Below are 25619 nucleotides of genomic sequence, written 5' to 3'. Positions count from 1 at the left end.
GCTTGCCGGGTGCGCTTTACCACCGAGCAGGCACAAGGCTCGCCGAACACGCGTCGAGTCATTGCTGTCTCCTATCTGCCTTGTAGTTGACACACGCCTGCAGCTCTTTTTCGTCTGCTTCAGTGATTACGTGCTTTTCGTGCGGGGACGGTCTCACGGGCGAGCCTCCTGGCCCGCCCCGCTGTCATGCGGCTTTGGCTGTTCGGTTCGTAGCGAGGTATTGGCAGACGGCCTGGGTCACCTGCGCAGTGGTCGCCTTGCCCCCCAAATCGCCGGTGTGCAGTGCCGGGTTGCCGGTCACCGCTTCAATGGCAGCCATGACCTGACGCGCGGCCTCGGTCTCGCCGAGGTGTTCAAGCAGCATCACGACCGACCAGAAGGTGCCGACTGGATTGGCCAGCCCCTTGCCCATGATGTCGAAGGCCGAACCGTGGATCGGCTCGAACATGGACGGGTACCGGCGCTCCGGATCGATGTTTCCGGTGGGCGCGATACCCAGGCTGCCGGCCAGCGCGGCGGCCAGATCACTCAGTATGTCGGCGTGCAGGTTGGTTGCAACGATGGTGTCGAGCGTGGCCGGGCGGTTGACCATGCGCGCGGTGGCGGCGTCCACGAGTTCCTTGTCCCACTTCACGTCTGGGAATTCCTTGGCAATCTGCACGGCGATCTCGTCCCACATCACCATGGCATGGCGCTGGGCGTTGGACTTGGTGATGACAGTCAGGAGCTTGCGCGGACGCGACTGCGCCAGCTTGAAGGCGAAGCGCATGATCCGTTCGACACCGGCTCGGGTCATCATCGACACGTCGGTGGCAGCCTCGATCGGGTGGCCCTGGTGCACACGACCGCCCACGCCGGCGTATTCGCCTTCGGAGTTTTCACGAACGATCACCCAGTCGAGGTCCTTCGGGCCGCAGCGCTTTAGCGGCGCGTCGATGCCGGGCAGGATTCGTGTCGGGCGCACGTTGGCGTACTGATCGAAACCCTGGCAGATCTTCAGGCGCAGCCCCCACAGCGTGATGTGATCGGGAATCTGCGCGTCACCGGCCGAGCCGAACAGGATGGCGTCCTTGTCGCGCAGGGCGTCCAGGCCGTCCTCCGGCATCATCGCGCCATGCTGGCGGTAATAGTCACCGCCCCACTCGAAGTTCTCGAACTCGAAGCCGAAGCCGGCGCCCGCGGCAGCCAGCGCTTCCATGACTTCCCGACCGGCCGGCACGACCTCCTTCCCAATGCCGTCGCCAGGGATGGTTGCAATACGGTATGTCTTCATGGGGTGTCTCCTGAATGGAACCGGCGGTGCGTCGCCGTGGGGTGTGCAGCGATTCTCAGGCGTGGACACGGTTGCTGATCGGCTCTAAAGTTAATCCATTCTTAACTATGAGTTAAAGGTAAAACGGTGTCGGCTCCTGGCGTCCAACCTGCAGAACTCGGCTTTTTCGTAGCGCTGGCGACCGCCGGCAGCCTGAGCGCGGCGGCGCGTAATCTGGGCATCACCACGCCCGCAGTCAGCAAGCGCCTGGCGCAGATGGAAGCGCGCATCGGCATGCCCCTCGTGACGCGCACGACCCGGCGCATGAGCCTCACCCCGGAAGGCGAGGTCCTCCTGGAACGTGCGCGTCGCATCCTGGGCGAGATCGACGATCTGGACCAACTGCTCACACAGGCCAAGGGCCGCCCCAGCGGCCTGCTCCGCGTCAACGCCACGCTCGGCTTCGGGCGCATGCATATCGCGCCGGCCATCTCGGAGTATGTAAAGGCGTATCCAGACGTGGACGTGCAACTGCAACTCTCTGCCGACCCGCCGCCACTGAATGAGGACCTGTTTGATGTGTGTGTGCGCTTTGGCGAGCCACCCGATGCACGCATCGTCGCGCGCAAGGTGGCATCCAACCGGCGCCTGCTCTGCGCGTCGCCCGCCTACCTGCGCGAGCGCGGAACGCCCACAACGCCGGCCGAGCTGGCACGCCATAACTGCATCGGTATCCGCCAGGGCAGCGATGCCTATGGTGTGTGGAGGCTGGCATCCGGCAAAGGTGCCAAGCGCCGGACCGAAACCGTGCACGTGCGCGGTAATCTCACCACCAATGACGGCGAGATCGCGGTGAACTGGGCGCTGGAGGGGCACGGCATTGTCATGCGCGCCCAATGGGATATCGAGCGCTATCTCAAGAGCGGCCGGCTCGTGCAGGTGTTGCCGCAATACGCAACGCCCGAGGCGGACGTCTATGCGGTGTACCACCAACGCCATCAGCTTTCATCTCGCATCCGGCTGTTCGTGGATTTTCTGATGGGCAGGTTCGAAAAGACCCGTATCGGATGACGCTCGATCACCGATGTTCCATGTCTTCGTGGATGTCGTGCGCACGTTCGCGTGCCTCGGGGTCACGGAGCTTCAGGACTTCGCGGTCGCGCCGGATGTCGCGATGCTCGGCACGCAGTTCACGGTGCGCCTCGCGGCGCTCCACGCGTTCGGCACGTTCATGACCGTGGTCTTCCGGATGTGCTGGCGGCATGGGCTGCAGTCGGCCCCACGGCGTGCAGGCTCGCGCATAAGCAGCGCCCGGGCGACAGACGGTGTGTTTCTGTTTGTATCGGCCGCAGGCACGTCACTTGACGCCTGGACTTTGCGCCCAGGCAGCGCCTGGCTGCACTGCCATGAGGAGGATGGCCTAGTGAGACACGGCGACCGTTCGGCGGCCGCTGGTGCGAACGTGTCCGGATGCCTTGAGTAGCGCGTAGCCCTGGAGGGTCACCCGGGCATAGCAATGATCCGGGCCTCGGCGCTCCAGCGTCACGAGTTGACGTTCGATGAGCGCTTCGACGTCGGCGCGGTCGAGGTCGTCGGATTCGGCACCGTCGTTGACGAGAAGCAAGACAGCAAATTCATGGGGACTCAGCACAGTCGGCTCCAGCTTGTCTGTTGGCCGTCGCACGCAATCGGTGCGGGTGGGCGGGCGTGGTTTTCACTGACACCATGAGCACTGCAAGAGCCGCCGAGAAATCGGGAGAGAGCAACTGAGCTTGCAGGAGAAGCCAGCATAGGCATCCGCGCAGCGGCATTCAAGAGGGCAATGGGACGTTTCTCCCGCCGGTGTTTCCGGCCGCGTCGCCGATGGCTCTCGGCCAACCGTTTGCCGTGCGGTGCAGCGCACGGGCGGCAACGATTGCGCATTGCAGAAAAATCGTCCCTCGTCCGTTTGCGCTAAGTCAATTGCGCAAAAGAACGCGCCCCGGTGGCTCGCGTCACCGGGGCGGTGAGCGTTGCGCTCGGACTAGACCTTACGCGTCGTTGGCGACGATGTTGCCGCGACGGCCGAAGCCGTGCAGCGGGTCGATGTGCTCGACACGTTGGAGCCGCGCGTACGGATCCTCCACTTGTGCGTGCGCACCAAATGCATGCAACGTGCGGTGGTGTTCCGTCGCCCGGTCCGCTGCCTGCACTGCAGCACGGCCGTGCACCACGGCCGTCACGCTGCCGTAATAGCGGGCCATGCCGGGGCGCATCACATACGTCTGCGCTGCCGACTCGTGCGGGGTCGGCTCGACCCAATCGCTACGGCCCAGACGGCCGCGATAGCCGAAGCGATGGAAGCCTGCGGCATCCGCCGTGACCGCATCCACGGCCTTCACGACGTCACGCGGCGGCTGGGCAGGCGCATCCGAACCTGCCAGCGAAGGCTCGGCGCGGTCGAGTGTCTCCAGCACGATCGCCTCGCCGACAGGGCGGGAGCCGAGCACCGGCTCGTCGGGGTCGTATTCCGGGCTGCGGGTGAACGGCGTGGGCGGCGTCGCGGTGCCAGCAGGTGCCGGGCGGCCCGCCCATTCCTGCCACGAACGCACATGGGTGATATCGCCGTCGTCGTCGTGGTCGACCACCAGCAGACGCGTGTTGCGTGGGCGCTGCCAGGCGGGTTGCTGCTGTCCGTGCAGCGCCCCGCGCGACGCACGGACGGCGGCGCCCGCCGATGCCGTCGGCACAGCCGGCGTACGGGCGATCTTGCGTCGAACGGCGCGGTCCAGCCGAGACAGGATCATCCACACCACCAGCACGCCACCCATGCCGGCGATGATGTTGCCGTACATGCGCAGTTGCTCGAACGGCAGGCCGCTCGGGCCCACGCTGCTGATGGAGTAGCCCACATACAGCCCCAGCAGGCCCCAGATCGAGATCACGAGCACCGGCCGGAAAATGCGGAACCACAGCACGTGGTGCAAGGTACCGACGACGCCCTTATCCGAGAACGACTGTCGGATCGAGTTTCGCGAAACATCAATGACGAGCATGGTCATGGCGAATTCCCCTGTTGTTGTTGGATGCCCCGGTCAGGGCTGGTCCAGCGGGCACGGGCACGCGTACGCTGGAAGGCGACGGCCGGAAAGCCGACCACCGTGGTGACAAGGTTCAGGATCCAGAACGCAACCGGATACCAGACCGTGTCGATGAAATAGCGCAGGATATTGTCGTCGTAGCGGCGATCGATAAAGCAACCGACCAGCAACTGCAGCACACAGGTGATGAAGAGCAGCGTGCCGTGCCAGCGCGGGAGCGCTTCCATACGCCATTCGGGCGGCAGGGTAATGAAGAAACCGAGCAACGACCACGTGATGACGATCAGCATGTTGTACGCCCACACCACCGACAGTGCGTACTCGAAGAAGATCGGCCACATCATCGACTGCCGCAGGCTCGCCATCGCCGGCGCGTATTTGATCAGCGCCTGGATGCCGCCCTTGGCCCAGCGCAGGCGCTGCTTGTACAGGCCGCGGAAGGTCTCGGGCATCAGGATCCACGACAGCGCGCGCGGCTCGTAGCGGATCATCCAGCCGCCCACCTGCAGCTTCCAGCTGATGTCGATGTCCTCGGTGAGCATGTCGTTGCTCCAGTAGCCGACATCCTCGATGGCGTGCTTGCGGAACATCACGACCACGCCCGACACCGTCAGCAGCCGCCCATAGATCTGCTGCGTCCGCTTGATGAGCCCCACGATCGACGAGAATTCGCCCACCTGCATGCGACCGAGCAAGGTCGAACGCGTGCGGATGCGCGGGTTGCCGGTCACCGCACCAATGGTCGGGTTCTCCAACATGTGGCGGATCATCCAGGCAATCGCATCCACGTCGAGAATCGAATCGCCGTCGATGCACATCAGGTACTCGGCATCGGTCACCTGTGCGGCGGTGGTAAGGCCGATCGCCTTGCCCTGGTTGGACGACTGGTGGATCACCACCAGCTGCGGGTATTCCGCAGCGAGTTCGTTCAGGCGTTCACCAGTGCGGTCGGAGCTGCCGTCGTTCACCGCGATGATGTCGTAGTTCGGATATCGCATGCGCACGAGGTGGCTGATCACCTCGCGCACGTTCGCCTCCTCGTTGTAGCAAGGCACGATGATCGACACCTTGGGGTAAGTCTTGACCCCCAGCAGCGCCAGCGGATGCCGCACATTCTGCGTGTCCCGTTCGAGCAGGAAGTAATGCAGCAGCCCGCCGATCATCCAGAAATACGACATGAAGAACGGGTAGTAGAAAACAAAGCCGGAGATCCAGCGCTTGGCGGCGAGTGCGTCCACCATCTCAGCCTCCCGCCTTGTTGGTGTGGGACGGCGCGGCCGCTTCCGTCGTCGCGGGCTTCTTGTCTGCAGCCGCCTCGCCGGCCTTTGGCGGCTGGCTCTGCGGCGCAGCGCTGCTGTTGAGCTTCTCGACGCTTGCCGCATTGCCGCCTGGCGGCTTGCGTGTCTCGATATACGTCTTGAGCGACATCACATCGCGCAGCACCTCGGTATCGGGCCGACCGGCAATGAAGTCATCCGGGTAGTAGCCGTAGTTGAGCGCGCCGGCCGCACGCAGCGCGCGCATCTGGTCACGCAGTTCGGTCGACGGGATCGGCTTGTCCTGGTTGCGCCAGTCCACCGCCTGCAGCTCGAAGATCGTCTTCTTCAGGCCGTCCTTGTGCTTGGCCACGGCGGCCGTCAGCTTCTTCATCCAGTCCTTCGGATCCTTGGCTTCTTCCATGTACGGCATGGCTTCGAGCGCCACGTAGTCGTACGCCTCCAGGAAGTCGTCATAGTTCTGCGCCGTCCACGTCTCGGCCTTCGGATCGAGCACCGGGCCCGCAAAGATGTTGCGTGCGGTCAGCATGTCGCGGCCGTTCTGATAGCCCTGCGCCACCGCGATCAACTCTTTCGAGAACGAGATCAGCGCAGCGGTCTTGGCCCGCGACCACTTCTGCATCAGCTCGGGCGACTGGCGGATCTTGTTGATGTCACCGGGCAGGCCCATGGCCTCGTAGGCCTTGAGCGCAGCGGGGCTGGCGTCTTCGTAGTCGTCGAGCACGCCGTCGTCGTGGAACAGGATGCCGTCGATGATCGCGTTCTTGGCCAGGTCTTCATAGATGTCGCGGATCATCTGGCGCGCCTGCGGATCGAACGGTGACAGCCGTGGCGGCTTGACCGTGCCCGGCTTCTGCGGCGCACCGGCCACCGACTGCACCAGGTGCGTGGCCGCCGGATTGTTGGCCGGAAGCTTGTACGACAGCATCGGCAGCCAGGCGTACACCTCCACCTTCGCACGCGTCTTCAACTGCCACGACACGCGCGAGAACAGGTCCGCACGCATTGGCATGTGGCGGTTCGGGAAGTACACCGCGTCCACCGCGCCGTTGCCCTTTGGGTCTGCAAAGGCCTGCAGGTAGACCACGCGCGGGGCGAGGTCCTTGATGCGGTCGATCAACTTGCCGAGGTTGGCCTCCTGCTGCTTCGGGTCCGGGTCGTAGATGTAATCCATATCGACATGCACCACGCGCTGCACGGGGTTGATCATGCCGTGGTGCGTCACGGGCTCGCGCAGCGAGCGCTCGAGGTCGCCCGTGTTGGTGTCGTAGCCCATTAGGCTGCGGCGGATGGCGGTGAGCGGTACATCCGGCGTGTTCGGCCCTGGTTCGAGCGTGAGCATGTACTTCAGGCCCACGTTGGCGGCCTCCTGGTCAGCCATCAGGTTGTGGGCGCCATACGGCCACACCACCGTCTGCACCTTGGTGCCGAGGTTTTTCTGGATGATGTCGACGCTGCGCTGCAGGTCGGCCCGCACGCGCTGGCGATACTCGTCGTCGGTCTCGTAGCGGCCGAGCTTGGGCAGATACTCATGCGTGGTTGCAGTCGGCATCTCGTTGCCCTGCGGGTTACCGAGCGCACCGTGGTGCATGTCGTGCGTGTGCGTGGCGAACTCGACCAGGCCCGAAGCCTGCATCTCGCGGATCTGGTTCCAGTTCATGAAGAAATCGCGGTCGACGATCTGCGTGTTCGACAGCTTGATCTTGGCCCCCGGCGGCGCGTTGGTCCATTCCGTCACCAGACCGAACACGGCCGGGAACCGGAACTGCTTGAGCAGCGGGAAAACCTTCGTGTAATGGCTCTCGTAGCCATCGTCGAACGTCAGCAGGATCGGGCGCTTGGGCAGTGGCTTGCCGCCGCGGCGCGCCTCGTCAATCTGCGCGAGCGTGACCGGGTGGTACCCGTTGGCCTGGATCCAGCTGAACATGTTCGTCAGCATCTTGGTATCGACGGCAAACGCGTCGGGCAGCGTTTCGAAGCTGGCGCGCAGGTTGTCGCGGATGTCGTGAAAGCACAGCACGCGGAAGGTCTTGCCGTCGTCCGGATCGGGCTTGGGCAGAAAGTCGACCTGGACGGCGGCAGCAGGGCGAACGGCGGCCACGAGTGCCAGCACCAGGGCCAAGGCCATCCAGGCGATGAATCGTCGCAATGACGGTTGTCGGAGAGCTTGCATGGGCATCACAGCGGAATGTTGAGGTTCAGGTACAGGAACTTGCGGTTCTCGGGTTGGCCGTCGTAACGATGGCGGCCAAAGCCGATGCCGTAGGAAACCTGCGTCTTGCGATTGATCTGCCACACATGTTCCAGCCGCGCTTCGACCATCGGGCTGTTGCCGAACGACTGCTGGTTGTACACGCCGCCGGTCAGGTACAGGCGCTGCGTGAACGACTTGTCGGCATAGCGCCAGGGCGTCCACGACCAGATGGCGGTGGCCGTTCCGCTGTAGTCGCGCGACGGCGTGAAGTAGTTCAGGCCGGTCATGGTGTTGGTGCTGGTATCGGCCCCCAGCAGCACGCCGACGGTGTGGCGCGGCGAGGTGAACACCTGCTGGTAGAAATTCGCCGCCCAGCGCTTGCGAAGGTTGTTGTCGGTGTAACGCGACACGCCGTAGGTCAACGACGCGTAGCGCGTTTCATCCCAGGTGTAGCGCACGTTCCCGCTGAGGGTCTTGCCGCTCACGCCCACCTGGTACGCCTTGTAGGGCACCTCCAGGTCATCGTTGGTGACCATGCCCGACACCTTCCAGTGATCGCTCGGGATCCACGCGGCATCAAGCGTGCCGCCGGTCTTGCCCGCCGCACCAACCGACTGGTGCACCTCGCCGTTCACTTCGACGCCGGTGTCGAACCACTGCAGGCCCGCGCCGTTACGCACGCGGCTTTGCGATGCGCCGTCGAACTGGGCACGGCCCGCAAAGTTGTGGAAGAACAGCCGGTAGTGATCGGCAAACGGCCCGCTGTAGGCCTTGGTGCTGATGCCGTACTCGTTGTTGGCGAACACCGAATTACCCTTGTCCGCCGTGGATTCAATGATCAGCTGCGGGCTCTGGTAGACGTCCAGATCCTTGCGCAGCGCACGCACCGAACCGTTCTCGGGAAAGCGTTCGTCCAACCCATTGGCGACATCCTTGGCGGTCTTCAGATCGTCCACCGCCAGCGATGCACGGCCATAGCCGGCCACCACGCTCAAGTCGTCCGGGTGCTCGGCAAGCGCCGTCTTGTACATGTCGCGCGAGCGGTACGGCTCGGTCTGCACCATCGCGCCGTCGGCACGAGCGCTGACGAGCGAGGCGGCGAACGGCGCTTCGTGGCGCCATTTGTCCAACTCGGCAATGCCCTGGTGCGTGCGGCCCGTCAGGATCAGGTACTGCGCTTCCAGCCGCTTGATGCGTGAGTAATCGGGATTGGGCGTACCGGCTTCCGGCGCCAGGCGTACATATTCCGGATTGTCGGCCTTCATCTTGTCGAGCAGCGCGCGCGCCTCTTCAAAGCGGCCCGTGTCGAGCATGGCGTAGAAAAGGCCTTCCTGAACGTCACCGGTTTCGATCTCGCCGGGGCTCGCATCCTTGAGCGCGCGGGCGTAGGCATCGGCAGCCTTGTCCGGCGTATCGAGATACGCATAGGCATCCCCCGCGGCGACACGCGTATAGGCCGGCACCTTGCCGGTCTGCGACATGGCTTCGTAGCGCTTGACGGCATCCTTCATGCGCCCGCGCGAGGACAATGCCACCACTTCATCCGCCACGATTTCCTGGCGGAACTCCGCGTTCTCCGGCGTATCGGGCACCTTCTTGAGCAGCGCTTCGATCTCGGCCACTGCCTGATCGATGATGACGAAGCGTTCCGGTCCGTTGATGACCTTCAACTGCTGGCGCCCCCAGCGGATGCGCTGTGCGGCGGCGGCATGGTCGACGTGCCACGATTCGCTCTCCTTGAACCAGTCCGGATGCTCGCGCAGATGCTCTTGCGCCAGCGTGGCGGCACCTTCGCGCGACTCCCGCATGACCTCATCGTGAAAGGCCTGGCGGTCGGTCGGCATCGGGCCGACAGGCACGTTGTCGGGGGCATTGCCGGCGGCATGTGTGGCGGCGGCATTGGCGGCTTCCGGCGACACCTGTAGCGGTTCCAGGGCGCCCGGACCCTGAGCGCTCGGGCCCGACGGCATGGCTGGCGCCTGTGCAGCCGGTTCCGGTGTCGGAGCGCCCGGCGGCAGGATCACCGTAGGTGACGGCGGTGCAGACGGAGGCGCCGGGGGGGCTGCCTGGCCAGCAGGCATCGACGATGCGGGGGTCTGCGCGATTGCCGCGGGCGATGTCGTCACGGACGACTCTGCGGGCGGCACCGCCTGTTGTGCAACCAGCAGCGTGCTGGCCGGAGACACCGGCAGATCGTCACCGCCGACGATGACGGTGGTAGATGTAGATGCTGAGGTGGCCGGACCCTTGCCCGCCGCGTCGGCCAACTGCGTGTCGATCAGGCGACGCGTGGCCGCGCTGGAAGCAACGTCGGTCGCGGCGTGCGCGATCATGGGCACCGTACCGACCACCACAACGGTGGCGGCAGCAATTGCGCAGCGGCGGGGATGCCATGCCACAGCCGCGCGGGTGCGCTCGGCTGGCAGGCTCCAGGAGAGTGGCTCGTGGAGTGTCATTGTTGTCATGTCCAGTGGGCGGCCCGTGCAGGCGCACGTCATCCGCATTGCATGAAGAGGTGCCTGGGCTGCGTCAGCCGAGGCGGGCCGTACCGTTGGCGGTGCGCACCGGGGCGCGCATCGGCTTGGCAGGAGCTACACCGCCGGTCGCGCCGCCAAAGGCCCGCGTCATGGCGGCCCAGCGGGATTCGGCGCCCTGTTCAGTGACCGATGCGTTCACCGACGCATTCGTCCGCTCGGGCGCTCCCATCTGGGGGGAAGACGACGCCATCACCGCGTCTCGGGCCGGCGTGCCGGCCTGGAACGGATTGGGTGCGCGTGCAGCGGTTTGCACGAACACGTCGGCGTCTTGCGCATCGCCAGACACCTGGACGGATGTCTGTGCAGATCCAGCGCCGATGGTGGCGGCAGCCCCGCCCTGCAGTTCCAGCGGAATCCCCAGGCGCATGGCGGCGTACACGGCCTCGCTCTTGTTGCGCACGTTCAGGCGCCGATACAGCGTGCACGCGTGCGTCTTGACGGTGGCCTCCGAAATGCCCAGCAGGCGACCGACACCCTTGACGGAGTGGCCGCGCGACAGCAGCACGAGCACTTCGTACTGTCGCAGCGAAACATTCAGCCGCTGCGCCGCTTCGGACGCATCCAGCGAGAGCATCGGCATGGCCGCACTGGCCGCACGCGGCATCAGCGCCGGATACGACTGGCCACCGGCCAGCACGAGCCGCAGCATTGCCAGCAAGACTTCCGGCGGTTGCGATTTGGCGCAGTAAGCGTCCACACCGCACGTCATGGCAACGTGCGCCTCGTCGGCAGACAGGCTGGCCGCGAGCAGCACCACCCGGCTGGCCTCGCTGCTGTCGATGGCCTCGCGCAATTGGGCAGCGAGTTGGCCGGCGTCAGTCGGGCCATCGGGCTCGTCCAAACCGATGACGAGCAGGTCGGCGCGCTCATTGCAAGCATGCAGTTCGCCAGGGACGCCAGCAGGCAATGCGGGGGCGATGACCTCCAGGCCGAGGGTGGGATGCGCGAGCAACTGCGCAAGTCCGGCTCGTAGCAACGGATGATTCTCCAGCAGGACTGCTTTCATGGTTTCCTCGTTTTCTTGTGAAGCGATTCCGGTCAGGCGCGCACACGCCTGCAACTGCGGGCGAACACGCATATGACCGTCGAAACCCCGGGACCGTCCGAGAGAAGCGCCCTGCCGCCGGCGATGTGCCGGCTCTGGAGAAGCGAAGTGCGAATGCCGTGGGGACCGTGGGGACCAATCCGGTTCCGGATTCGCTTATGGGAAAAACCTGTCTGTATGTGGCGGTACTGCCTTGCACATACAGAGTGACCGCACCACACAGAGCAAGCATCGGGCCACCTCCGTGCAGCGCAACATCTGCTTACACTTGCGGCACAAATGACGGCGTGCAGAAGGCGGTGGAAACCCACTGTGGCAAAGGATTGGCGGCCAGCAGCAGCGATTGGTGCGACGCCGCAAATCCACTCCATTTCTGTAACGATTGAGTTACGAGTCGGAGGCGTGTGACGACAGGCTGGATCATCCCGCCGGTTGTCCACTGAACGTTTTTACAACCTGTTTTAAAACTTACCGAGTGAGCGCGACAGGTGCCACATCATCGCCTGGACCGCGGGTGCATAGATGGCCGATGCGCCCCATCAGGGCTTATGGCGCATGGCAAAGAGGAAGAGGCTGTCGATGGCGCCCACCACGAAGATGAGGCCGGCGGCCGTATGCAGCATCCAGGCCCCGTCGGCGAACGGCAGTTGAATCGAAGTGTGCGGAATGGCTGCCACCACGCCCGCGGCCACCGACATGCGCAGCACCGGCACCCACCATGTGCGCTTGGCGGGCGGATCGTCGCGATGACGCGGCGCGGGGTCGGGCGTCGAACGGGGCATGCGGCAGGAAGGAGAAGTGATGGCCATGCTGCATTGTTGAACACAACCAATCGAAGCGAAACAGAAAACAGCGCCGTGCAATGCCCGCAATTCCGCTGACTGAAACTGGCTAGGCGGGGTGCGCGGCCAAGTGCGCCAGGTTCTGCAGCATGTCGGCCGTCATCTCTGCCACGCCGTATTCGGCCTTCCAGCCCCAGTCGCGCCGGGCCACCGAATCGTCGATGGAATTGGGCCAGCTGGCCGCGATCGCCTGGCGGAAATCCGGCGCATACGCCACCTCGAACGACGGACGATGCCGGCGGATCTCGGCCGCCAGCTGCTCCGGCGTAAAGCTCATGCCGGCCAGGTTGTAGCTGCCGCGCTCGCTGATGCGCTCGGCCGGTGCCTCCATCAACTCGATCGTGGCGCGCACGGCGTCGGGCATATACATCATGGGGAGCGCCTCGTCGTGCTCAAGGAAGCACGTATAACGCTCGCCCTTGACGGCCGAATGGAAGATGTCGATGGCGTAGTCCGTCGTGCCGCCGCCCGGTGCGGTCTTGTACGAGATCAGGCCCGGATAACGCAGGCTGCGCACGTCCACACCGTGGTGCTCGAAATACCAGCGGCACCAGCCCTCTCCCGCCAGCTTCGAAATGCCGTAGACGGTCCTGGGCTCCATGATCGTGCTCTGCGGCGTGTTGTCCGCAGGCGTGGTGGGTCCGAACGCGGCGATCGAGCTGGGCCAGAAGATGCGCTCGAGCCGATGATTGCGCGCCGCTTCCAGCACGTTGAGCAAACCATTCATATTGAGCGCCCAGCCCCACGTGGGCGATTGCTCTGCCGCGGCCGACAGCGCCGCCGCCAGGTGATAGATCTGCGTGATCCCGTGGCGCTCGATGATCTCGCGCAGTTGGCCGCGATCCGTCACATCCAGAGTTTCGTGGCGGATCTGCGGGTGGCGGCCCCGGGGCACCATGTCGCTGGTCACCACGTTGCCGTTGCCGTAGCGCTCGGCCAACGCAGCGGCCAGCTCCGTCCCCAATTGCCCGTTGGCGCCGATGATGAGGATGCGCGGCGCCGTTCCAACATTCGCGCTGGTACCGGTGCTCATCAGATAATCCCCAGTTCCTTGCCGGCGGTTTCAAACGCCTTGAGCGCCGCATCGAGTTGCACGCGCTCGTGCACTGCGCTGATCTGCACGCGGATGCGCGCCTGCCCCTTCGGCACCACCGGGTAGAAGAAGCCGACCACGTAGACGCCCAGTTCCAGCAGGCGTTTGGACAATGCCTGCGCCTTCTGTGCGTCGTACACCATGATCGGCACGATGGGATGGTCGCCCGGCTTGATATCGAAGCCCAGTTCGACGATCTTGCGGCGGAAATACAGCGCGCTGTCTTCCAGCTTGTCACGCAGCGCGGTGTCGGCTTCCAGCAGATCGAGCACCTTGATGGTGGCCCCGACAATGCACGGCGCCACCGTGTTCGAGAACAGATACGGCCGCGAACGCTGGCGCAGCAGTGCCACCACTTCCTTGCGCGCACTCGTGAAGCCGCCCGATGCACCGCCCAGGCCCTTGCCCAGCGTGCCGGTGATGATGTCGATCTTGCCAAACACGCCGCGGTGTTCGTGCGAGCCACGCCCCCGCTTGCCGAGAAAGCCCGTGGCATGGCATTCATCAATGCCCAGCAGCGCACCGAATTCATCGCAGATGGCGCGGATCTCATCCAGCCGGGCGATGGTGCCGTCCATCGAGAACACGCCGTCGGTAAACATCAGCTTGAAGCGCGCGCCCGCCGCGTCAGCGGCCTGCAATTGCGCGCGCAGGTCGTCCAGATCGTTGTGCTTGTAGCGATAGCGCTGCGCCTTGCACAGGCGGATGCCATCGATGATGGACGCGTGGTTCAGCTCGTCACTGATGACGGCGTCTTCCGCGCCCAGCAGCGTTTCGAACAAGCCGCCGTTGGCATCGAACGCCGAGCCATAGAGGATCGTGTCTTCCGTGCCGAGAAACTTCGCCAGCCGCGCTTCCAGCGTCTTGTGCAGATCTTGCGTGCCGCAGATGAAGCGCACCGAGCTGAGGCCAAAGCCATGCGAGTCGAGCGCCTCGTGCGCCGCCTTCAGCACCTCCGGGTGCGACGACAAGCCGAGGTAATTGTTGGCGCAGAGGTTGATGACCTCCTTGCCGTCAGCCGTGCGGATCACAGCGCCCTGCGGCGAGGTGATGATGCGCTCGGTCTTGTAGAGACCGGCTTCCTCGATGGCGTCCAGTTCACGCCGGATGTGCGCGTAGAAGGCGTCGGTGGAAGCATTGGCTTGCGTTGTCCCCATGGTGCTGCTCCTGTAGACTGCGTTGATCGATAAATCGAACATGTTCGATATATCGAATAATTTGTTCAATTTACAAGATACCAACCGATGGCACAAGCCCCCGCCACCGATGTCCTTGCCGACGGCCCGCCCGCCGTTGGCGCCAAGCTGCAAGCGCTGCGTCAGGCACGAAAGCTGTCGCTCGATGAACTGTCGCGGCGCGCGGGCGTGTCCAAATCCATGCTGTCTCAAGTCGAGCGCAATCTGGCCAACCCGACCGTCGCGGTGCTGTGGCGGCTGGCCACCGCGCTTGGCGTGGGGCTGGCCGATTTTCTGTCGCCCGAAGGCGCGGCTGATGCAGCGCCTGCGGTGACGGTGATTCCCGCTCACTCCATCCCAGTCATCAAAAGCCCGGATGGCAAGTGCGAATTGAAGATTCTTGGCCCCGTCGACCTGGCAGCGCGCTTCGAATGGTATGAACTGGCGATCCAGCCTGGCGGCGTGCTGGCCTCAGAGCCGCACGAGCTGGGCTCGAAGGAGCACATCTCTGTGTTGAGCGGCACGGTGACGGTGCAATCCGGCCCGAGCGAGAAGAAGGTGCGGCACGGGGAATCGGCGCGCTATCCGGTGGATGTGCAGCACGCCATCTCGAACGCCGGCAAGACGGTGGCGACGGCGTTGCTGGTGGTCGAATACGCCCAGTAGACGTTGCAGATCGACGCTGCCTAGGCTGCCTGCAGTGCAGGCGCGTGCCACACGCGCGGCAGCAGCATCCCGAGCATCAGCCCGCGCAGCGCCATGAACCCCAGCATCGACAACCACAGCCCGTGGTTGCCCCACAGCGGCTGCAGTGTGACTGACAAGCCCCAGAACGCGGCAGCCGCCACGGCCATCGTCACCAGCAGTTCACGCGTGCGCGTCGCGCCGATGAACACGCCGTCAAACTGGAAGCCCCATACCGACACGATCGGCAGCAGCGCCGCCCACACCAGATAGTGACGCGCGGCTTCGCGCACGGCGGGCTGGTCAGTCAGTACTCCGATGATGCCGGCACCCGCCAGCGCGTACACGGCCGCGAAGAGCCCAGCGCCGAGCACCGACCAGAACGTTGACACGCGAACCGCCATGCGCAGCGCAGCACGGTCCCGCGCGCCCATGGCGGCGCCCACCAGCGCCTCGGCTGCGTGTGCGAAGCCGTCCAGCCCGTAAGCCATGAAGGTCAGAAAGTTGAGCAGCAGCGCGTTGGCGGCCAGCACCACATCGCCCTGCTTGGCCCCTGCGTGGGCAAACCAGCCGAAGGCAGCCAGGAGGCAAAGCGTGCGCAGGAAGATGTCGGTGTTCAGCCCCATCAGGCGGCGCCAAGCGTTGCGGGCAAGCAGTTCGGCGCGCGTGAGCGGCGGCAGACCAGTGGGCCGTTGCAGCCAGAGCAGCAGCATGCCGAGCCCAAACCCTGCGATATCAGCCAGCGCCGTTGCGGCGCCAATACCGCCGACGCCCATGCGGGCACCCAGCACGAGGGTCAGCACGGCCAACATGTTGACGGTGTTGATGAACACCTGCAGCAGCAACGCCCGCCGCACCTGCTGTCGCCCGAGCAGCGTACCGAGCACCACGTAGTTGGCCAGTGCAAACGGCGCCGACCAGATGCGGGTGTGGCAATACACCTCGGCCATGCGGGTGACGGATTCGCTCGCACCGAGCAGCGCCAGCGTGATCCGGATCGCCGGCACCTGCAGCACCAGCAATACCGCTCCAATGGCAAAGGCCAGTAGCAGCGCGCGCACCACGCTTGCCCGCAACGCCTGCGCGTCGCCCGCGCCGTGTGCTTGCGACACCAGCCCCGTGGTGCCCATGCGCAGGAAGCCAAACCCCCAGAACACGAAGTTGAAGAAGACCCCGCCCAGCGCCACGCCGCCGATGTATTCCGGCCCCGGCAAGTGGCCCGCCACGGCGGTATCCACCGCCGAGAGGATCGGCTGCGTCAGGTTGGCCAGCACGATGGGAAACGCCAGCGTCAGCACGCGCCGGTGCCACTGGGCCCGGGACGCAGGTGCAACCGAAGTGGCGAAAGAGGAGTCCATGGGGACAAAAACTGCGTGGAACGATGAAAAAGTGGGTGCAACCGCTCACGATTTCGCTATCATTGCGCCCCATTGCGGGCTCCGGAATCGGGCGGCAAGTGCGGCATCCCGCACAACGTCGTCGGTGACTATACGCGAATCCCCCCGGAAGACAGACATCGTGTTCTGCCTTTCATCGCGGCCGGACGGGTGCGGTTGATGCTACGCATCATCCAGCACACGCATGTCCTGGGCTGGTGACACCCACCACATAGGACGGCGGGCGACGCCCAAACAGCGTCGCCTCGGTAGAACTAAGCGGACTGGTAAGCAAACCGCGGTGCCCTGTCGAACTTCCGACTCGCCGGGGCGGAGACTCCTCTTGGAAAAAAACGTACAACGCAATCTCGGCGCCTGGGCATTGATGTTGACCGGGTTGGGCTCGATCATCGGCTCCGGCTGGCTGTTCGGCGCCGGCCACGCTGCAAAGGTCGCGGGCCCCGCAGCCATCTTTACCTGGATCATCGGCGCCATCGTCATCCTGGCCATTGCCCTGACGTATTCCGAACTGGGCGCAATGTTTCCGGAATCGGGCGGCATGGTGCGCTATGCACGCTACTCGCATGGCTCGCTGGTGGGTTTCGTGGCGGCCTGGGCCAACTGGATCGCCATCGTCACCGTCATCCCCATCGAAGCCGAGGCGTCCATCCAGTACATGAGCAGCTGGCCGTGGCCCTGGGCGCAGTCGCTGTTCCAGCACGGTGAGCTGACGCCGCCTGGGCTAGTGCTGTCGGCAGTGCTCGTCGTCGTGTACTTCCTGCTCAACTACTGGGGCGTGAAGGTATTTGCCAAGGCGAACAACGCCATCACGATCTTCAAGTTCATCATTCCGGCCGCGACTGCGGTGGCGCTGGTTGCGGCAGGCTTCCATCCGGGCAACTTCGGCACGGGCACGGGCGCGAATGTGGCAGGTCAAGGGTTTGCCCCGTACGGCTGGTCTGCGGTGCTGACCGCCATCGCCACCAGCGGCATCGTGTTTGCGTTCAACGGTTTCCAGAGCCCGATCAACCTGGCGGGCGAGGCGCGCAACCCGGGCCGCAACGTGCCCATCGCGGTGATCGGTTCGATCCTGCTGGCGGCGGTGATTTACGTGGCGCTGCAGGTGGCCTTCCTGGGCGCGGTGCCGCCTGAGTCGCTCGTCAATGGCTGGCACGGCATTGACTACCACTCGCCGTTCGCCCAGCTGGCGATTGCGCTGAACCTGAACTGGCTGGCCATCGTGCTGTATATCGATGCCTTCGTCAGCCCGTCGGGTACCGGCAGCACGTACATGGCCACCACCACCCGCATGATCTATGCGATGGAGCGCAACAACACCATGCCGGCCATCTTCGGCCGCGTGCACCCGTTGTTCGGCGTGTCGCGTCCGGCCATGTGGTTCAACCTGGCGGTGTCGTTCATCTTCCTGTTCTTCTTCCGCGGCTGGGGTGCACTGGCTGCCGTGATTTCGGTGGCAACGGTCATTTCGTACCTGACGGGGCCGATCAGCGTGATGTCGCTGCGCCGCACGTCGCCGCAGCTGCATCGTCCGCTGCGTCTGCCGGGGCTGTCGCTCATCGCGCCGTTCGCGTTTGTGTGCGCATCGCTCATCCTGTACTGGGCCAAGTGGCCGCTGACCGGCGAGATCATCGTGCTGATGCTGGTGGCCCTGCCCGTGTACTTCTACTACCAGGCCAAGGCCGGCTGGCCCGACTTCAAGACGGAGTTGAAGGGCGCGTGGTGGATGATCGCCTACCTGCCGACCATCGCAGCGCTGTCGTACTGCGGCAGCACGGAGTTCGGCGGCCACGGCTACATCCCCTACGGCTGGGACATGGGCATCGTGGCAGTGCTTTCGCTGTTCTTCTACCACTGGGGCGTGGCCAGCGGCTGGCACACGCGCTACCTGGATGAGGTGGACAGCGTGCACGAAGAGCAGACCGAGGTGCGCAGCCGCAAGCGTGCACCGCGCGAAGTCCCGCAAGGCGTCTGACCCCGTTGTTGCACGCAAGAAAAAAACGCCCGACCGGTTCTGCCGGCGGGCGTTTTTTCTTGTTCTGCTGCGGTGATGCCGCAGCGATAGCCACGGCCGCTAAAGCTGGGATCGCGCCTAGTCCGAACCGGCCTTGACGAAATCAATGAACGCCCTGAGCGGAGCCGGTACAAGCCGCCGCCCCGGATAGTAGAGATACGGCCCTGGGAACGGACGCCACCATGCCTCGAGCACTGGCTCGAGCGCCCCGCTGGCCAAATGTGGACGCAGCCAGTCTTCGTAGAGGTGCACGACGCCGACGCCGGCAACAGCGGCGTCCACGACAAGATCGATCGCGCCCCCAATACGGACGAGCAGCGGGCCGGATGGGTCAACATTGACCACTTCACCGTCGCGCTCGAACTCCCACGGCGGCATGGCGCCGCTCGCAAATCGCCCACGCAGGCAAGCGTGGTCCAGCGTGTCGCGGGGATGGTTTGGGCGGCCGCGTCGATCGAGATAGCCGGGTGCCGCTGCCGTTGCGAAGCGCTGCGATCGCGGGCCGATCGGAACGGCGATCATGTCCTGTTCGAGCCGCTCGTCATAACGAATGCCTGCGTCGAAACCCGCAGCCAGGATGTCAACAAAGCTCTCTTCCGCCACGACCTCCAGCTGTATCTCGGGATAGGCGTCGAGAAAGCCCGGGATGATGGCAGGCAGCACAAGCCGCGCGGCGCTCATCGGCACATTGAGCTTTAGCGTGCCGGCGGGCCTTTCGCGAAAGCTGTTGACGACATCAAGCGCGGCTTCCACCTCGCTCAAGGCCGGCCGCAGGCGGCTTAGCAGACGCTGCCCCGCTTCGGTGGGTGAGACGCTGCGCGTGGTGCGGTTCAGCAGGCGCACACCGAGCTGCGTCTCCAGCCGCCGCACCGCCTCGCTGAGCCCGGATGCGCTCGCGCCCATCAGCCTTGCACCTTCGCGAAAGCCCTTGGCCTGCGCCACCGCCGCGAAGGCATTCAGGTCACCCAGATCGACTTTCATTGTTCACCTTTTCGCACAACCCGTGCGGATTATGTCCCCTTATCGCGCACCGCGCTTGCGCCTAATCTGCTGTCACCCTTTCTTCGATCTTCGACACAGGAGTGTGACCATGTCTCTCATCGTTCAGTCCGGCACGTTTTCCATCGGCGGCCACCAGGTGCACCGCCTCGGCTATGGCGCCATGCAGCTCGCCGGCCCCGGCGTCTTCGGCCCACCCAAGGATCGCGACGCGGCGCTTGCCGTATTGCGCGAGGCCGTGTCCTTGGGCGTCAACCATATCGACACGAGCGACTTCTACGGCCCGCACATCACGAATCAACTGATCCGCGAAGCCTTGCACCCGTATCGCGACGACCTGCTCATCGTCACCAAGATCGGTGCAAGGCGCGGTGCCGAGGGCGCGTGGCTGCCGGCATTTTCCGCGCAGGCGCTGACCGAAGCCGTGCACGACAATCTGCGCAACCTCGGCCTGGATGTGCTGGACGTGGTGAATTTGCGGATCATGTTCGACCCGCATGGCCCGGCCGAAGGGTCGATCGAGGCACCCCTCACCGCCCTGGCGGAACTGCAACGGCAGGGGCTGGTGCGGCACATCGGGCTGAGCAACGTCACGGCCAACCAGATCGCAGAAGGACGGCGCATCTGCGAGATCGTCTGCGTGCAGAACCACTACAACCTCGCTCACCGAAACGACGACGGCCTGATCGACGCGCTTGCCCGCGACGGCATCGCGTATGTTCCGTACTTTCCGCTGGGAGGTTTCAGCCCGCTGCAGTCGTCCACGCTCAACGATGTCGCAGCGCGGCTCGGCGCCACACCGATGCAGACCGCACTCGCCTGGCTGCTGCAACGGTCGCCGAACATTCTGCTGATCCCGGGCACCTCGTCAGTCGCCCACCTGCGCGAGAATCTTGGCGCAGCGGCGATTGCGTTGCCGGAAGATGCGATGCGCGAACTCGACGCTGTCGCACTTTCCACGGACGAGGCCGCCTGATCCGACGTCCCGCCTTGGCATCCGCGGCGCCCGCCGATTCCGTTCGGGCGCTGCTCTATCATTGCCGGCGACCTGACTGCGCGGGACCATCATGGAGCTTCGGCATCTTCGCTATTTCATCGCTGTTGCCGAGCTGCGCAGCGTGTGGGCGGCTTCGGAGCAGTTGCACGTCACGCAGCCGGCCATCTCGCGCCAGATCAGGACCTTGAAGACGCCATCGGTGCAGCGCTGTTCGAGCGCACGCCACGCGGCCTGAAGCTGACGGCACTTCGACCGCGTTGGCTTCCAGACCGGAACGCTGCGCCTGCCGTGGTCATACGACCGCTCCGCCTACGGGCATATTCCGATTCCCATTGCGGTGTGCAATGCCGGCGCCGGTACGGGCCCGACCGTGCTGCTCACGGGTGGTAATCACGGGGACGAATACGAAGGCCCTGTCGCCCTGATGAAACTGCTCCAGCGGCTTCCATCGATGGCCACGCGTGGCCGGCTGATCGTGATTCCGGGCCTGAATTTCCCGGCGGTCATCAATGGCTCGCGCACTTCCCCGATCGACCGGGGCAACCTGAACCGCATGTTTCCTGGTGTGCGCAACGGGCAGCTGACCGAGATGATTGCGCACGATGTCGAAACCGAACTGCTGCCGCGCGCAGATGTCGTGATCGACCTTCACGCCGGCGGCGCATCGTTCGACCATCTGCCGACGCTGCTGGCGTCCCCGCCGGCGCATGGGAATCAACGCGCGCTGTACCTGGACCTGGTGCGCGAGTTCGGCGCGCCGCACACCATGATCATGGATCTGCTTGGCGAAGACCGGACCTTCGCCGCTGCCGCCGAGCGCCACGGCAAGCTCTTCCTCTGCGGCGAATTCGGTGGCCATGCCGGCTGCGACGCCGGCAACCTTGCGATCGTCGAAGCCGGTTTGCAGCGCGTGGAAGGTGCGCGCCCCTACGTGTACGCACCGCATGCCGGCGTATTCGAGCCGACCTTCGCCCTGGGCGACCAAGTCCGCGCCCGACAACTGGCAGGGCGCCTTTTCGGCGAGTGCCTGCGCCTCGCTGCTGCGTGAGGCCACCTGGCGCTTCATCGCATCCTGCACGGTCGACACCAGCGCCACCCACCGCTCATGACGGGCGGTATCGGCATCCATGCGTTCGGCGCGGGCACGTTCTTCCTGCGAAAGATATTTGCCGTACATGGTCATCCATTCCAAGGTCGTGAGCCACTCGGTCAATTCGGGCTCCTCCTCGCGCACGAGCTGGCCGTGCAGGCGCAACAGCCGATCGCACAGCACGCTGGCTTGCGTGATCTGCTGATCGAGCATCGCAATCTGCCGTTCCACGATCGTGGTGAAGGGGATGTCCGGATTGGCCAGGGAAGCCCCGACATCGGCCAGCAACATGCCGAGGCGCCGCAATGCCTGGATCTGGTGCAGGCACGCGACGTCAGCCTTGTCGTACAGCCGGTAACCGCTATCGGAGCGGGCCGAAGGCGTGAGCAGACCGATGGTGTCGTAGTGATGCAGCATGCGCACCGAGAGGCCGCAGCGTTTGGCGAGATCGCCCACTTTCAACAACATGGTGGCTCCTGTCTTCTGGCTTGGACACAGGCTAGGACCTCACACAATGTGAGGGTCAAGCCCGGCATGGATGGATCGCAATGGACAGCGCCCCGTGAAGACGCAGGCGCTTCCGGCATTCTGAACCGGGCCCCTCTGTCGTGGGGACCATGTCCCGCGAACCCGCGCCGCTGCGTGCGTCACAAAAAGTTCATTCAACTCTGTGTTCAGCGGGTCGTTTAGCAGAATGTCCGATCTAGCGTCTGCTGCCAACGTCATGACTTTCTCACCGAATCCCTTGCCCCCGGGCATTGCGCCCGAGATGCTGCGCACGGTGTTCCAACCGATCTTCCGCCTGTCGACCACCGAGGTGCTCGGCTACGAAGCACTGCTGCGCGGGCCGGCAGGCTCGGCCATGGAGTCGCCCGCTGCGCTGTTTGCCGCCGCATCGGACACCGCGGGCACGATTGCGCTGGAGACGACCGCCGCGCGTCTGGCCATCGCCAATTTCTCGGCCATGCGTCTGCCGGGCAAGCTGTTCCTGAACTTCAGTGCGCAAGGCGTGCGGCAGTTGCTGCAAGACCATGCGCGCCTGCTGCATGCCATTGCCGACCACGACCTCCACCCCTCGCGGATCGTCATTGAACTGACCGAGCAGACGCCCATTGATGATCTGGCCAGCTTTGCCGAGGCGCTGTCGGTGGCACGCGATTTTGGCCTGCAGTGCGCGCTGGACGATTTCGGCACCGGCAATGCCAACCTGAACCTGCTGATCGAACTGACGCCCGACTTCATTAAGCTCGACAAGTATTTCCTGCGTGACATTGCCAAGCATCCAGCCAAGCTGGACATCGCGCGCACGCTGCAGCAGACGCTCAAGGGCGGCGCCACCAGCATCATTGCCGAAGGGCTGGAAACCGAGGACGAACTGGGCGTGGTGCGCGACCTGGGCATCCGCTTCGGACAGGGCTTCTTCCTTGCACGCCCCCAGGACAAGCCCGCGAGCGACATGTCGAGCCAGGCGGCGCGCGTGCTGCAGTCTTCGCAGATTGCGGTGTTTCCGCAGGCCGTGCGCGTTGGCTGGCGCGCCATCACGGCCAGCAAGCTCTTGCGCATGGCACCCACCCTGCCCCTGCGCAGCAGCAACGACGACGTGCTGCACCTGTTCAACCGCCACCCCGATCTGCACACCGTGGCGCTGCTCGATGAAGACAAACGCCCGCTCGCGCTCATCGCACGCCGTGCATTCATCGACCGCTATGCGATGCCGTATCACCGCGAGCTGTACGGCAAGAAGCCGGCGCTGGCATTTGCCAACCGGCAGCCGGTTCTGGTGGAAAAATCCGCATCGCTGGAAGACATGTCGGCGCTGCTGATGAGCGAAGACCAACGCTACCTGACCGACGGTTTCATCATCACCGAGCATGGCCGCTACCTGGGCCTGGGCACCGGCGAAGAACTGGTGCGCACCGTGACCGAAATCCGCATCGAGGCCGCGCGCTACGCCAACCCGCTTACGTTCCTGCCGGGCAACATTCCGTTGAACCTGCACATTGAACGTTTGCTGGAAGCGCGCGCGGAGTTCTATGCCTGCTATGTGGATCTGAACCACTTCAAACCCTTCAACGATCAGTACGGCTATTGGCAGGGCGACGAGATGCTGAAGATGGCCGCCGCCGTGCTGGCCAACGCATGCGAACCCACGCGGGATTTTCTCGGCCACGTGGGCGGGGACGATTTCCTGATCCTGTTCCAGAGCGCCGACTGGCAGGCGCGCATCACGCAGGCCATGGCGGCATTCAACACCAACGCGCTCGCCATGTACACGCCGGCTGACCGCGCCGCGGGCGGCATGCATGCAGAAGACCGCAAGGGGCTGCCGGCGTTCTTCCGCTTCGTGACCATGGCGGTGGGCGCGCTGCACGTGCTCCCCGGCGCCGCACATAACAGCGACGACATCGGCACCGCCGCCGCCCTCGCCAAGCGGCGCGCCAAGCAAAGCGACAGCGGTTTCCATCTGGAAGCCATGCGCCCCACGCAGCCCGTGCGGGCCATGGGCTGACACATCTCGGACAACGCTACAGCGTCGCTGGAATCAGCCCCAGTAGCGCGGCCTTCACCACGGCATGCGTCTTGTTGGCGGCATTGAGCTTGGTGACGGCATTGCGGATGTGGAAGTTCACGTTGCGCTCGGTCATCTCCAGGATGGCCGCAACTTCCGCCGCCGTCTTGCCTTCGGCCGTCCAGTGCAGCGTCTGGCGTTCAACCTCTTTCAGGCGCGTGGCGGCATCGGGCAAGACCTTCTCGGCCATGAGCGTGCTGATGCTGGCGTGTGCATGCTGGCTCAGCCAGATCATTTCGGGCTCGCTGGCGGCCAGTTCGTCTTCGGTGATGGGCGTGGCGCGGCGCACCAGGCTGAAGGTGCCGAAGATGCCGGTGTGGTCGCGAATGGTGTGCGACCACCCGTGGTTGAGCCCGTGCTGGCGCGCGTCCGCCCAGAACCGCGCGTCTGCCGTGGCGATGCCGGACCACAGCACAGGCTTGACGCAGCGCTGCCCAAACTGCAACACCGGGTCGATGGCTAAATAACCGTGCACGCGGTAGTGCTCACACCAGGGCTCCGGGTAAGTGCTCCAGCAGAGGGTGTTGAAGCGCGTGATCGGGATCGCTGCACGCAGGGCATAGGCGCAATAGTCGAAACCGAGTAGCGCTACCGCCGGTTGCAGACTGCGGATGACAGCATCGGCATCGCGCAGTCCGTTCAACTGATGCAGCAATGCCGCACGCCAGGCTGTTGCGCGGTCATGCGGCAATTGGTTGTGAGCGCCCATCCCATCGGCCTCCAGAACACACACTGAATCGCCATGCGCATCCCGCTATCCGGCCTTCCTCATTTCAAACTGACGGAAAGCGTGATCGGCCTTGTGTTTTGCTGAGCGCAATCGCTGGCGTTTTGAAACTATACATAATCCGAAACGAATTGCGCGCCGTGCATAACCGATGCAATTAGTAGAATTTCTCGAATATTGGAATAGCGCAATACAGAGATAAATTCATTGATAGCCAAACGGTTTTTCGCAAAAAAGCACCCATTATTTGAATCTGATTTTTTTTAGGCCCGGCATGCCCACATTGCCGCTCCCACCGCCTGGGCGGGTGTTCTTCTTACACACTCGGGGTAAGCGAAATTCGTATCGTTGGCTTCCAATATTGCCCGTCTCTGGCACCCCAGGTGCGCCTCTGTAGGGGTTGCCGGGTTGCGCTGTCGAAAACGCCGCAAAGCGCGCGCCAGCGCCACATTGGGTGGTGCGATAACGCGACACCCAGCAAGGAGCGCACCCCTCTCCAGCGACAAAACGCCGCAGTAAAAATAACAATCTCGACGTCGTACGTGCAGGTTAATCAACGTTCGGGAAAATTGACGTGTCAGATTTACACGCGCGTGTGGCGATTTGCTCCCACAGCAGAGAATTAAGGCAAGAACGGCTTTCTTATTGGG

The 25619-nt window shown here is 64.3% G+C and carries 19 protein-coding genes and 3 pseudogenes; 7 read left to right on the top strand and 15 right to left on the bottom strand.

What is annotated here, in order from left to right; translation table 11 throughout:
- Positions 1–184 precede the first annotated feature (184 nt).
- A complete protein-coding gene (locus AAHM38_RS01310; RefSeq protein ID WP_004631332.1) occupies positions 185–1273 on the bottom strand; it encodes a tartrate dehydrogenase in 1089 nt (362 codons plus the stop codon).
- 126 nt (positions 1274–1399) lie between these two features.
- Here AAHM38_RS01310 and AAHM38_RS01305 point away from each other — a divergent pair, with 126 nt between their 5' ends.
- A complete protein-coding gene (locus AAHM38_RS01305; protein WP_116575050.1) occupies positions 1400–2323 on the top strand; it encodes a LysR family transcriptional regulator in 924 nt (307 codons plus the stop codon).
- 7 nt (positions 2324–2330) lie between these two features.
- On the opposite strand, the gene AAHM38_RS01300 is transcribed toward AAHM38_RS01305, so the two are convergent.
- From AAHM38_RS01300 to kbl, 10 genes are all read right to left on the bottom strand, one after another.
- The gene (locus tag AAHM38_RS01300) at positions 2331–2516 is read right to left on the bottom strand and encodes a hypothetical protein (RefSeq protein WP_009240069.1); all 186 of its coding nucleotides are present in this window, start codon (positions 2514–2516) and stop codon (positions 2331–2333) included.
- Positions 2517–2672: 156 nt separating this feature from the next.
- The gene (locus AAHM38_RS01295) at positions 2673–2903 is read right to left on the bottom strand and encodes a hypothetical protein (protein ID WP_004631329.1); all 231 of its coding nucleotides are present in this window, start codon (positions 2901–2903) and stop codon (positions 2673–2675) included.
- 379 nt (positions 2904–3282) lie between these two features.
- Entirely contained in the window at positions 3283–4293 is a 1011-nt protein-coding gene (locus AAHM38_RS01290) for a PgaD family protein (RefSeq protein WP_103518707.1), read from the bottom strand.
- A complete protein-coding gene (gene pgaC / locus AAHM38_RS01285; RefSeq protein WP_103518706.1) occupies positions 4290–5573 on the bottom strand; it encodes a poly-beta-1,6-N-acetyl-D-glucosamine synthase in 1284 nt (427 codons plus the stop codon). Before pgaC ends, AAHM38_RS01290 begins: the two co-directional genes overlap by 4 nt.
- 1 nt (position 5574) lies before the next feature.
- Positions 5575–7782, bottom strand: coding sequence for a poly-beta-1,6-N-acetyl-D-glucosamine N-deacetylase PgaB (pgaB, locus tag AAHM38_RS01280; protein WP_371316218.1), 2208 nt, complete (start codon positions 7780–7782; stop codon positions 5575–5577).
- A gap of 5 nt (positions 7783–7787) precedes the next feature.
- On the bottom strand, positions 7788–10259 hold the full coding sequence (pgaA, locus tag AAHM38_RS01275) for a poly-beta-1,6 N-acetyl-D-glucosamine export porin PgaA (protein WP_116575048.1): 2472 nt from the start codon (positions 10257–10259) through the stop codon (positions 7788–7790).
- A gap of 73 nt (positions 10260–10332) precedes the next feature.
- On the bottom strand, positions 10333–11346 hold the full coding sequence (locus tag AAHM38_RS01270) for a LuxR C-terminal-related transcriptional regulator (protein WP_009240074.1): 1014 nt from the start codon (positions 11344–11346) through the stop codon (positions 10333–10335).
- Between the two features lie 578 nt (positions 11347–11924).
- Positions 11925–12194 carry a hypothetical protein gene (locus AAHM38_RS01265; RefSeq protein WP_223293312.1) on the bottom strand — a complete coding sequence of 90 codons (270 nt, stop codon included), beginning with the start codon at positions 12192–12194 and terminating at the stop codon, positions 11925–11927.
- Between the two features lie 82 nt (positions 12195–12276).
- Positions 12277–13260: an NAD-dependent epimerase/dehydratase family protein gene (locus tag AAHM38_RS01260; protein WP_116575047.1), complete on the bottom strand. Its 984-nt coding sequence runs from the start codon at positions 13258–13260 to the stop codon at positions 12277–12279.
- Complete coding sequence (gene kbl / locus AAHM38_RS01255) at positions 13260–14477, bottom strand: glycine C-acetyltransferase (RefSeq protein ID WP_116575046.1); 1218 nt, start codon at positions 14475–14477, stop codon at positions 13260–13262. Before kbl ends, AAHM38_RS01260 begins: the two co-directional genes overlap by 1 nt.
- A gap of 87 nt (positions 14478–14564) precedes the next feature.
- On the opposite strand from kbl, the gene AAHM38_RS01250 reads away from it, so the two are divergent.
- On the top strand, positions 14565–15161 hold the full coding sequence (locus AAHM38_RS01250) for a helix-turn-helix domain-containing protein (RefSeq protein ID WP_103518701.1): 597 nt from the start codon (positions 14565–14567) through the stop codon (positions 15159–15161).
- Positions 15162–15181: 20 nt separating this feature from the next.
- On the opposite strand, the gene AAHM38_RS01245 is transcribed toward AAHM38_RS01250, so the two are convergent.
- Positions 15182–16537: an MATE family efflux transporter gene (locus AAHM38_RS01245; protein WP_116575045.1), complete on the bottom strand. Its 1356-nt coding sequence runs from the start codon at positions 16535–16537 to the stop codon at positions 15182–15184.
- A gap of 361 nt (positions 16538–16898) precedes the next feature.
- On the opposite strand from AAHM38_RS01245, the gene AAHM38_RS01240 reads away from it, so the two are divergent.
- Complete coding sequence (locus tag AAHM38_RS01240) at positions 16899–18548, top strand: APC family permease (protein WP_116575044.1); 1650 nt, start codon at positions 16899–16901, stop codon at positions 18546–18548.
- 117 nt (positions 18549–18665) lie between these two features.
- On the opposite strand, the gene AAHM38_RS01235 is transcribed toward AAHM38_RS01240, so the two are convergent.
- A complete protein-coding gene (locus AAHM38_RS01235) occupies positions 18666–19568 on the bottom strand; it encodes a LysR family transcriptional regulator (RefSeq protein WP_116575043.1) in 903 nt (300 codons plus the stop codon).
- Between the two features lie 109 nt (positions 19569–19677).
- Here AAHM38_RS01235 and AAHM38_RS01230 point away from each other — a divergent pair, with 109 nt between their 5' ends.
- The 3 genes and pseudogenes from AAHM38_RS01230 to AAHM38_RS01220 all read left to right on the top strand — a co-directional run.
- Complete coding sequence (locus tag AAHM38_RS01230) at positions 19678–20562, top strand: aldo/keto reductase family oxidoreductase (protein ID WP_116575042.1); 885 nt, start codon at positions 19678–19680, stop codon at positions 20560–20562.
- A 91-nt stretch (positions 20563–20653) separates the two neighbouring features.
- Positions 20654–20847 (top strand): annotated as a pseudogene (locus tag AAHM38_RS01225) (helix-turn-helix domain-containing protein); the annotation flags it as partial.
- Positions 20831–21601: pseudogene (locus AAHM38_RS01220) on the top strand (succinylglutamate desuccinylase/aspartoacylase family protein); the annotation flags it as partial. The pseudogenes AAHM38_RS01225 and AAHM38_RS01220, both read left to right, overlap by 17 nt.
- Before the next feature lie 354 nt (positions 21602–21955).
- Here the strand turns inward: AAHM38_RS01220 and AAHM38_RS25645 are convergent.
- Positions 21956–22141, bottom strand: a pseudogene (locus tag AAHM38_RS25645) (MerR family DNA-binding transcriptional regulator); the annotation flags it as partial.
- A gap of 256 nt (positions 22142–22397) precedes the next feature.
- Here AAHM38_RS25645 and AAHM38_RS01210 point away from each other — a divergent pair.
- The gene (locus AAHM38_RS01210) at positions 22398–24182 is read left to right on the top strand and encodes a phosphodiesterase (protein WP_179817512.1); all 1785 of its coding nucleotides are present in this window, start codon (positions 22398–22400) and stop codon (positions 24180–24182) included.
- A gap of 16 nt (positions 24183–24198) precedes the next feature.
- Here the strand turns inward: AAHM38_RS01210 and AAHM38_RS01205 are convergent, their stop codons facing one another.
- Complete coding sequence (locus tag AAHM38_RS01205) at positions 24199–24951, bottom strand: autoinducer binding domain-containing protein (protein ID WP_116575040.1); 753 nt, start codon at positions 24949–24951, stop codon at positions 24199–24201.
- Between the last annotated feature and the right edge of the window lie 668 nt (positions 24952–25619).

The sequence above is a fragment of the Ralstonia sp. OTU4908 genome, assembly GCF_038440115.1.
Lineage (GTDB): Bacteria > Pseudomonadota > Gammaproteobacteria > Burkholderiales > Burkholderiaceae > Ralstonia > Ralstonia pickettii.
Note: the sequence above shows the minus strand (reverse complement) of the source record. Positions and strands in the feature narration are given on the sequence as shown.

Coding starts and splice junctions, on each gene's coding strand:
- AAHM38_RS01310 (WP_004631332.1), bottom strand. CDS start 1,273: ATGAAGACATACCGTATTGCAACCATCCCTGGCGACGGCATTGGGAAG.
- AAHM38_RS01300 (WP_009240069.1), bottom strand. CDS start 2,516: ATGCCGCCAGCACATCCGGAAGACCACGGTCATGAACGTGCCGAACGC.
- AAHM38_RS01290 (WP_103518707.1), bottom strand. CDS start 4,293: ATGACCATGCTCGTCATTGATGTTTCGCGAAACTCGATCCGACAGTCG.
- pgaC (WP_103518706.1), bottom strand. CDS start 5,573: ATGGTGGACGCACTCGCCGCCAAGCGCTGGATCTCCGGCTTTGTTTTC.
- pgaB (WP_371316218.1), bottom strand. CDS start 7,782: ATGCAAGCTCTCCGACAACCGTCATTGCGACGATTCATCGCCTGGATG.
- pgaA (WP_116575048.1), bottom strand. CDS start 10,259: ATGACACTCCACGAGCCACTCTCCTGGAGCCTGCCAGCCGAGCGCACC.
- AAHM38_RS01270 (WP_009240074.1), bottom strand. CDS start 11,346: ATGAAAGCAGTCCTGCTGGAGAATCATCCGTTGCTACGAGCCGGACTT.
- AAHM38_RS01265 (WP_223293312.1), bottom strand. CDS start 12,194: ATGGCCATCACTTCTCCTTCCTGCCGCATGCCCCGTTCGACGCCCGAC.
- AAHM38_RS01260 (WP_116575047.1), bottom strand. CDS start 13,260: ATGAGCACCGGTACCAGCGCGAATGTTGGAACGGCGCCGCGCATCCTC.
- kbl (WP_116575046.1), bottom strand. CDS start 14,477: ATGGGGACAACGCAAGCCAATGCTTCCACCGACGCCTTCTACGCGCAC.
- AAHM38_RS01250 (WP_103518701.1), top strand. CDS start 14,565: ATGGCACAAGCCCCCGCCACCGATGTCCTTGCCGACGGCCCGCCCGCC.
- AAHM38_RS01245 (WP_116575045.1), bottom strand. CDS start 16,537: ATGGACTCCTCTTTCGCCACTTCGGTTGCACCTGCGTCCCGGGCCCAG.
- AAHM38_RS01235 (WP_116575043.1), bottom strand. CDS start 19,568: ATGAAAGTCGATCTGGGTGACCTGAATGCCTTCGCGGCGGTGGCGCAG.
- AAHM38_RS01230 (WP_116575042.1), top strand. CDS start 19,678: ATGTCTCTCATCGTTCAGTCCGGCACGTTTTCCATCGGCGGCCACCAG.
- AAHM38_RS01210 (WP_179817512.1), top strand. CDS start 22,398: ATGACTTTCTCACCGAATCCCTTGCCCCCGGGCATTGCGCCCGAGATG.
- AAHM38_RS01205 (WP_116575040.1), bottom strand. CDS start 24,951: ATGGGCGCTCACAACCAATTGCCGCATGACCGCGCAACAGCCTGGCGT.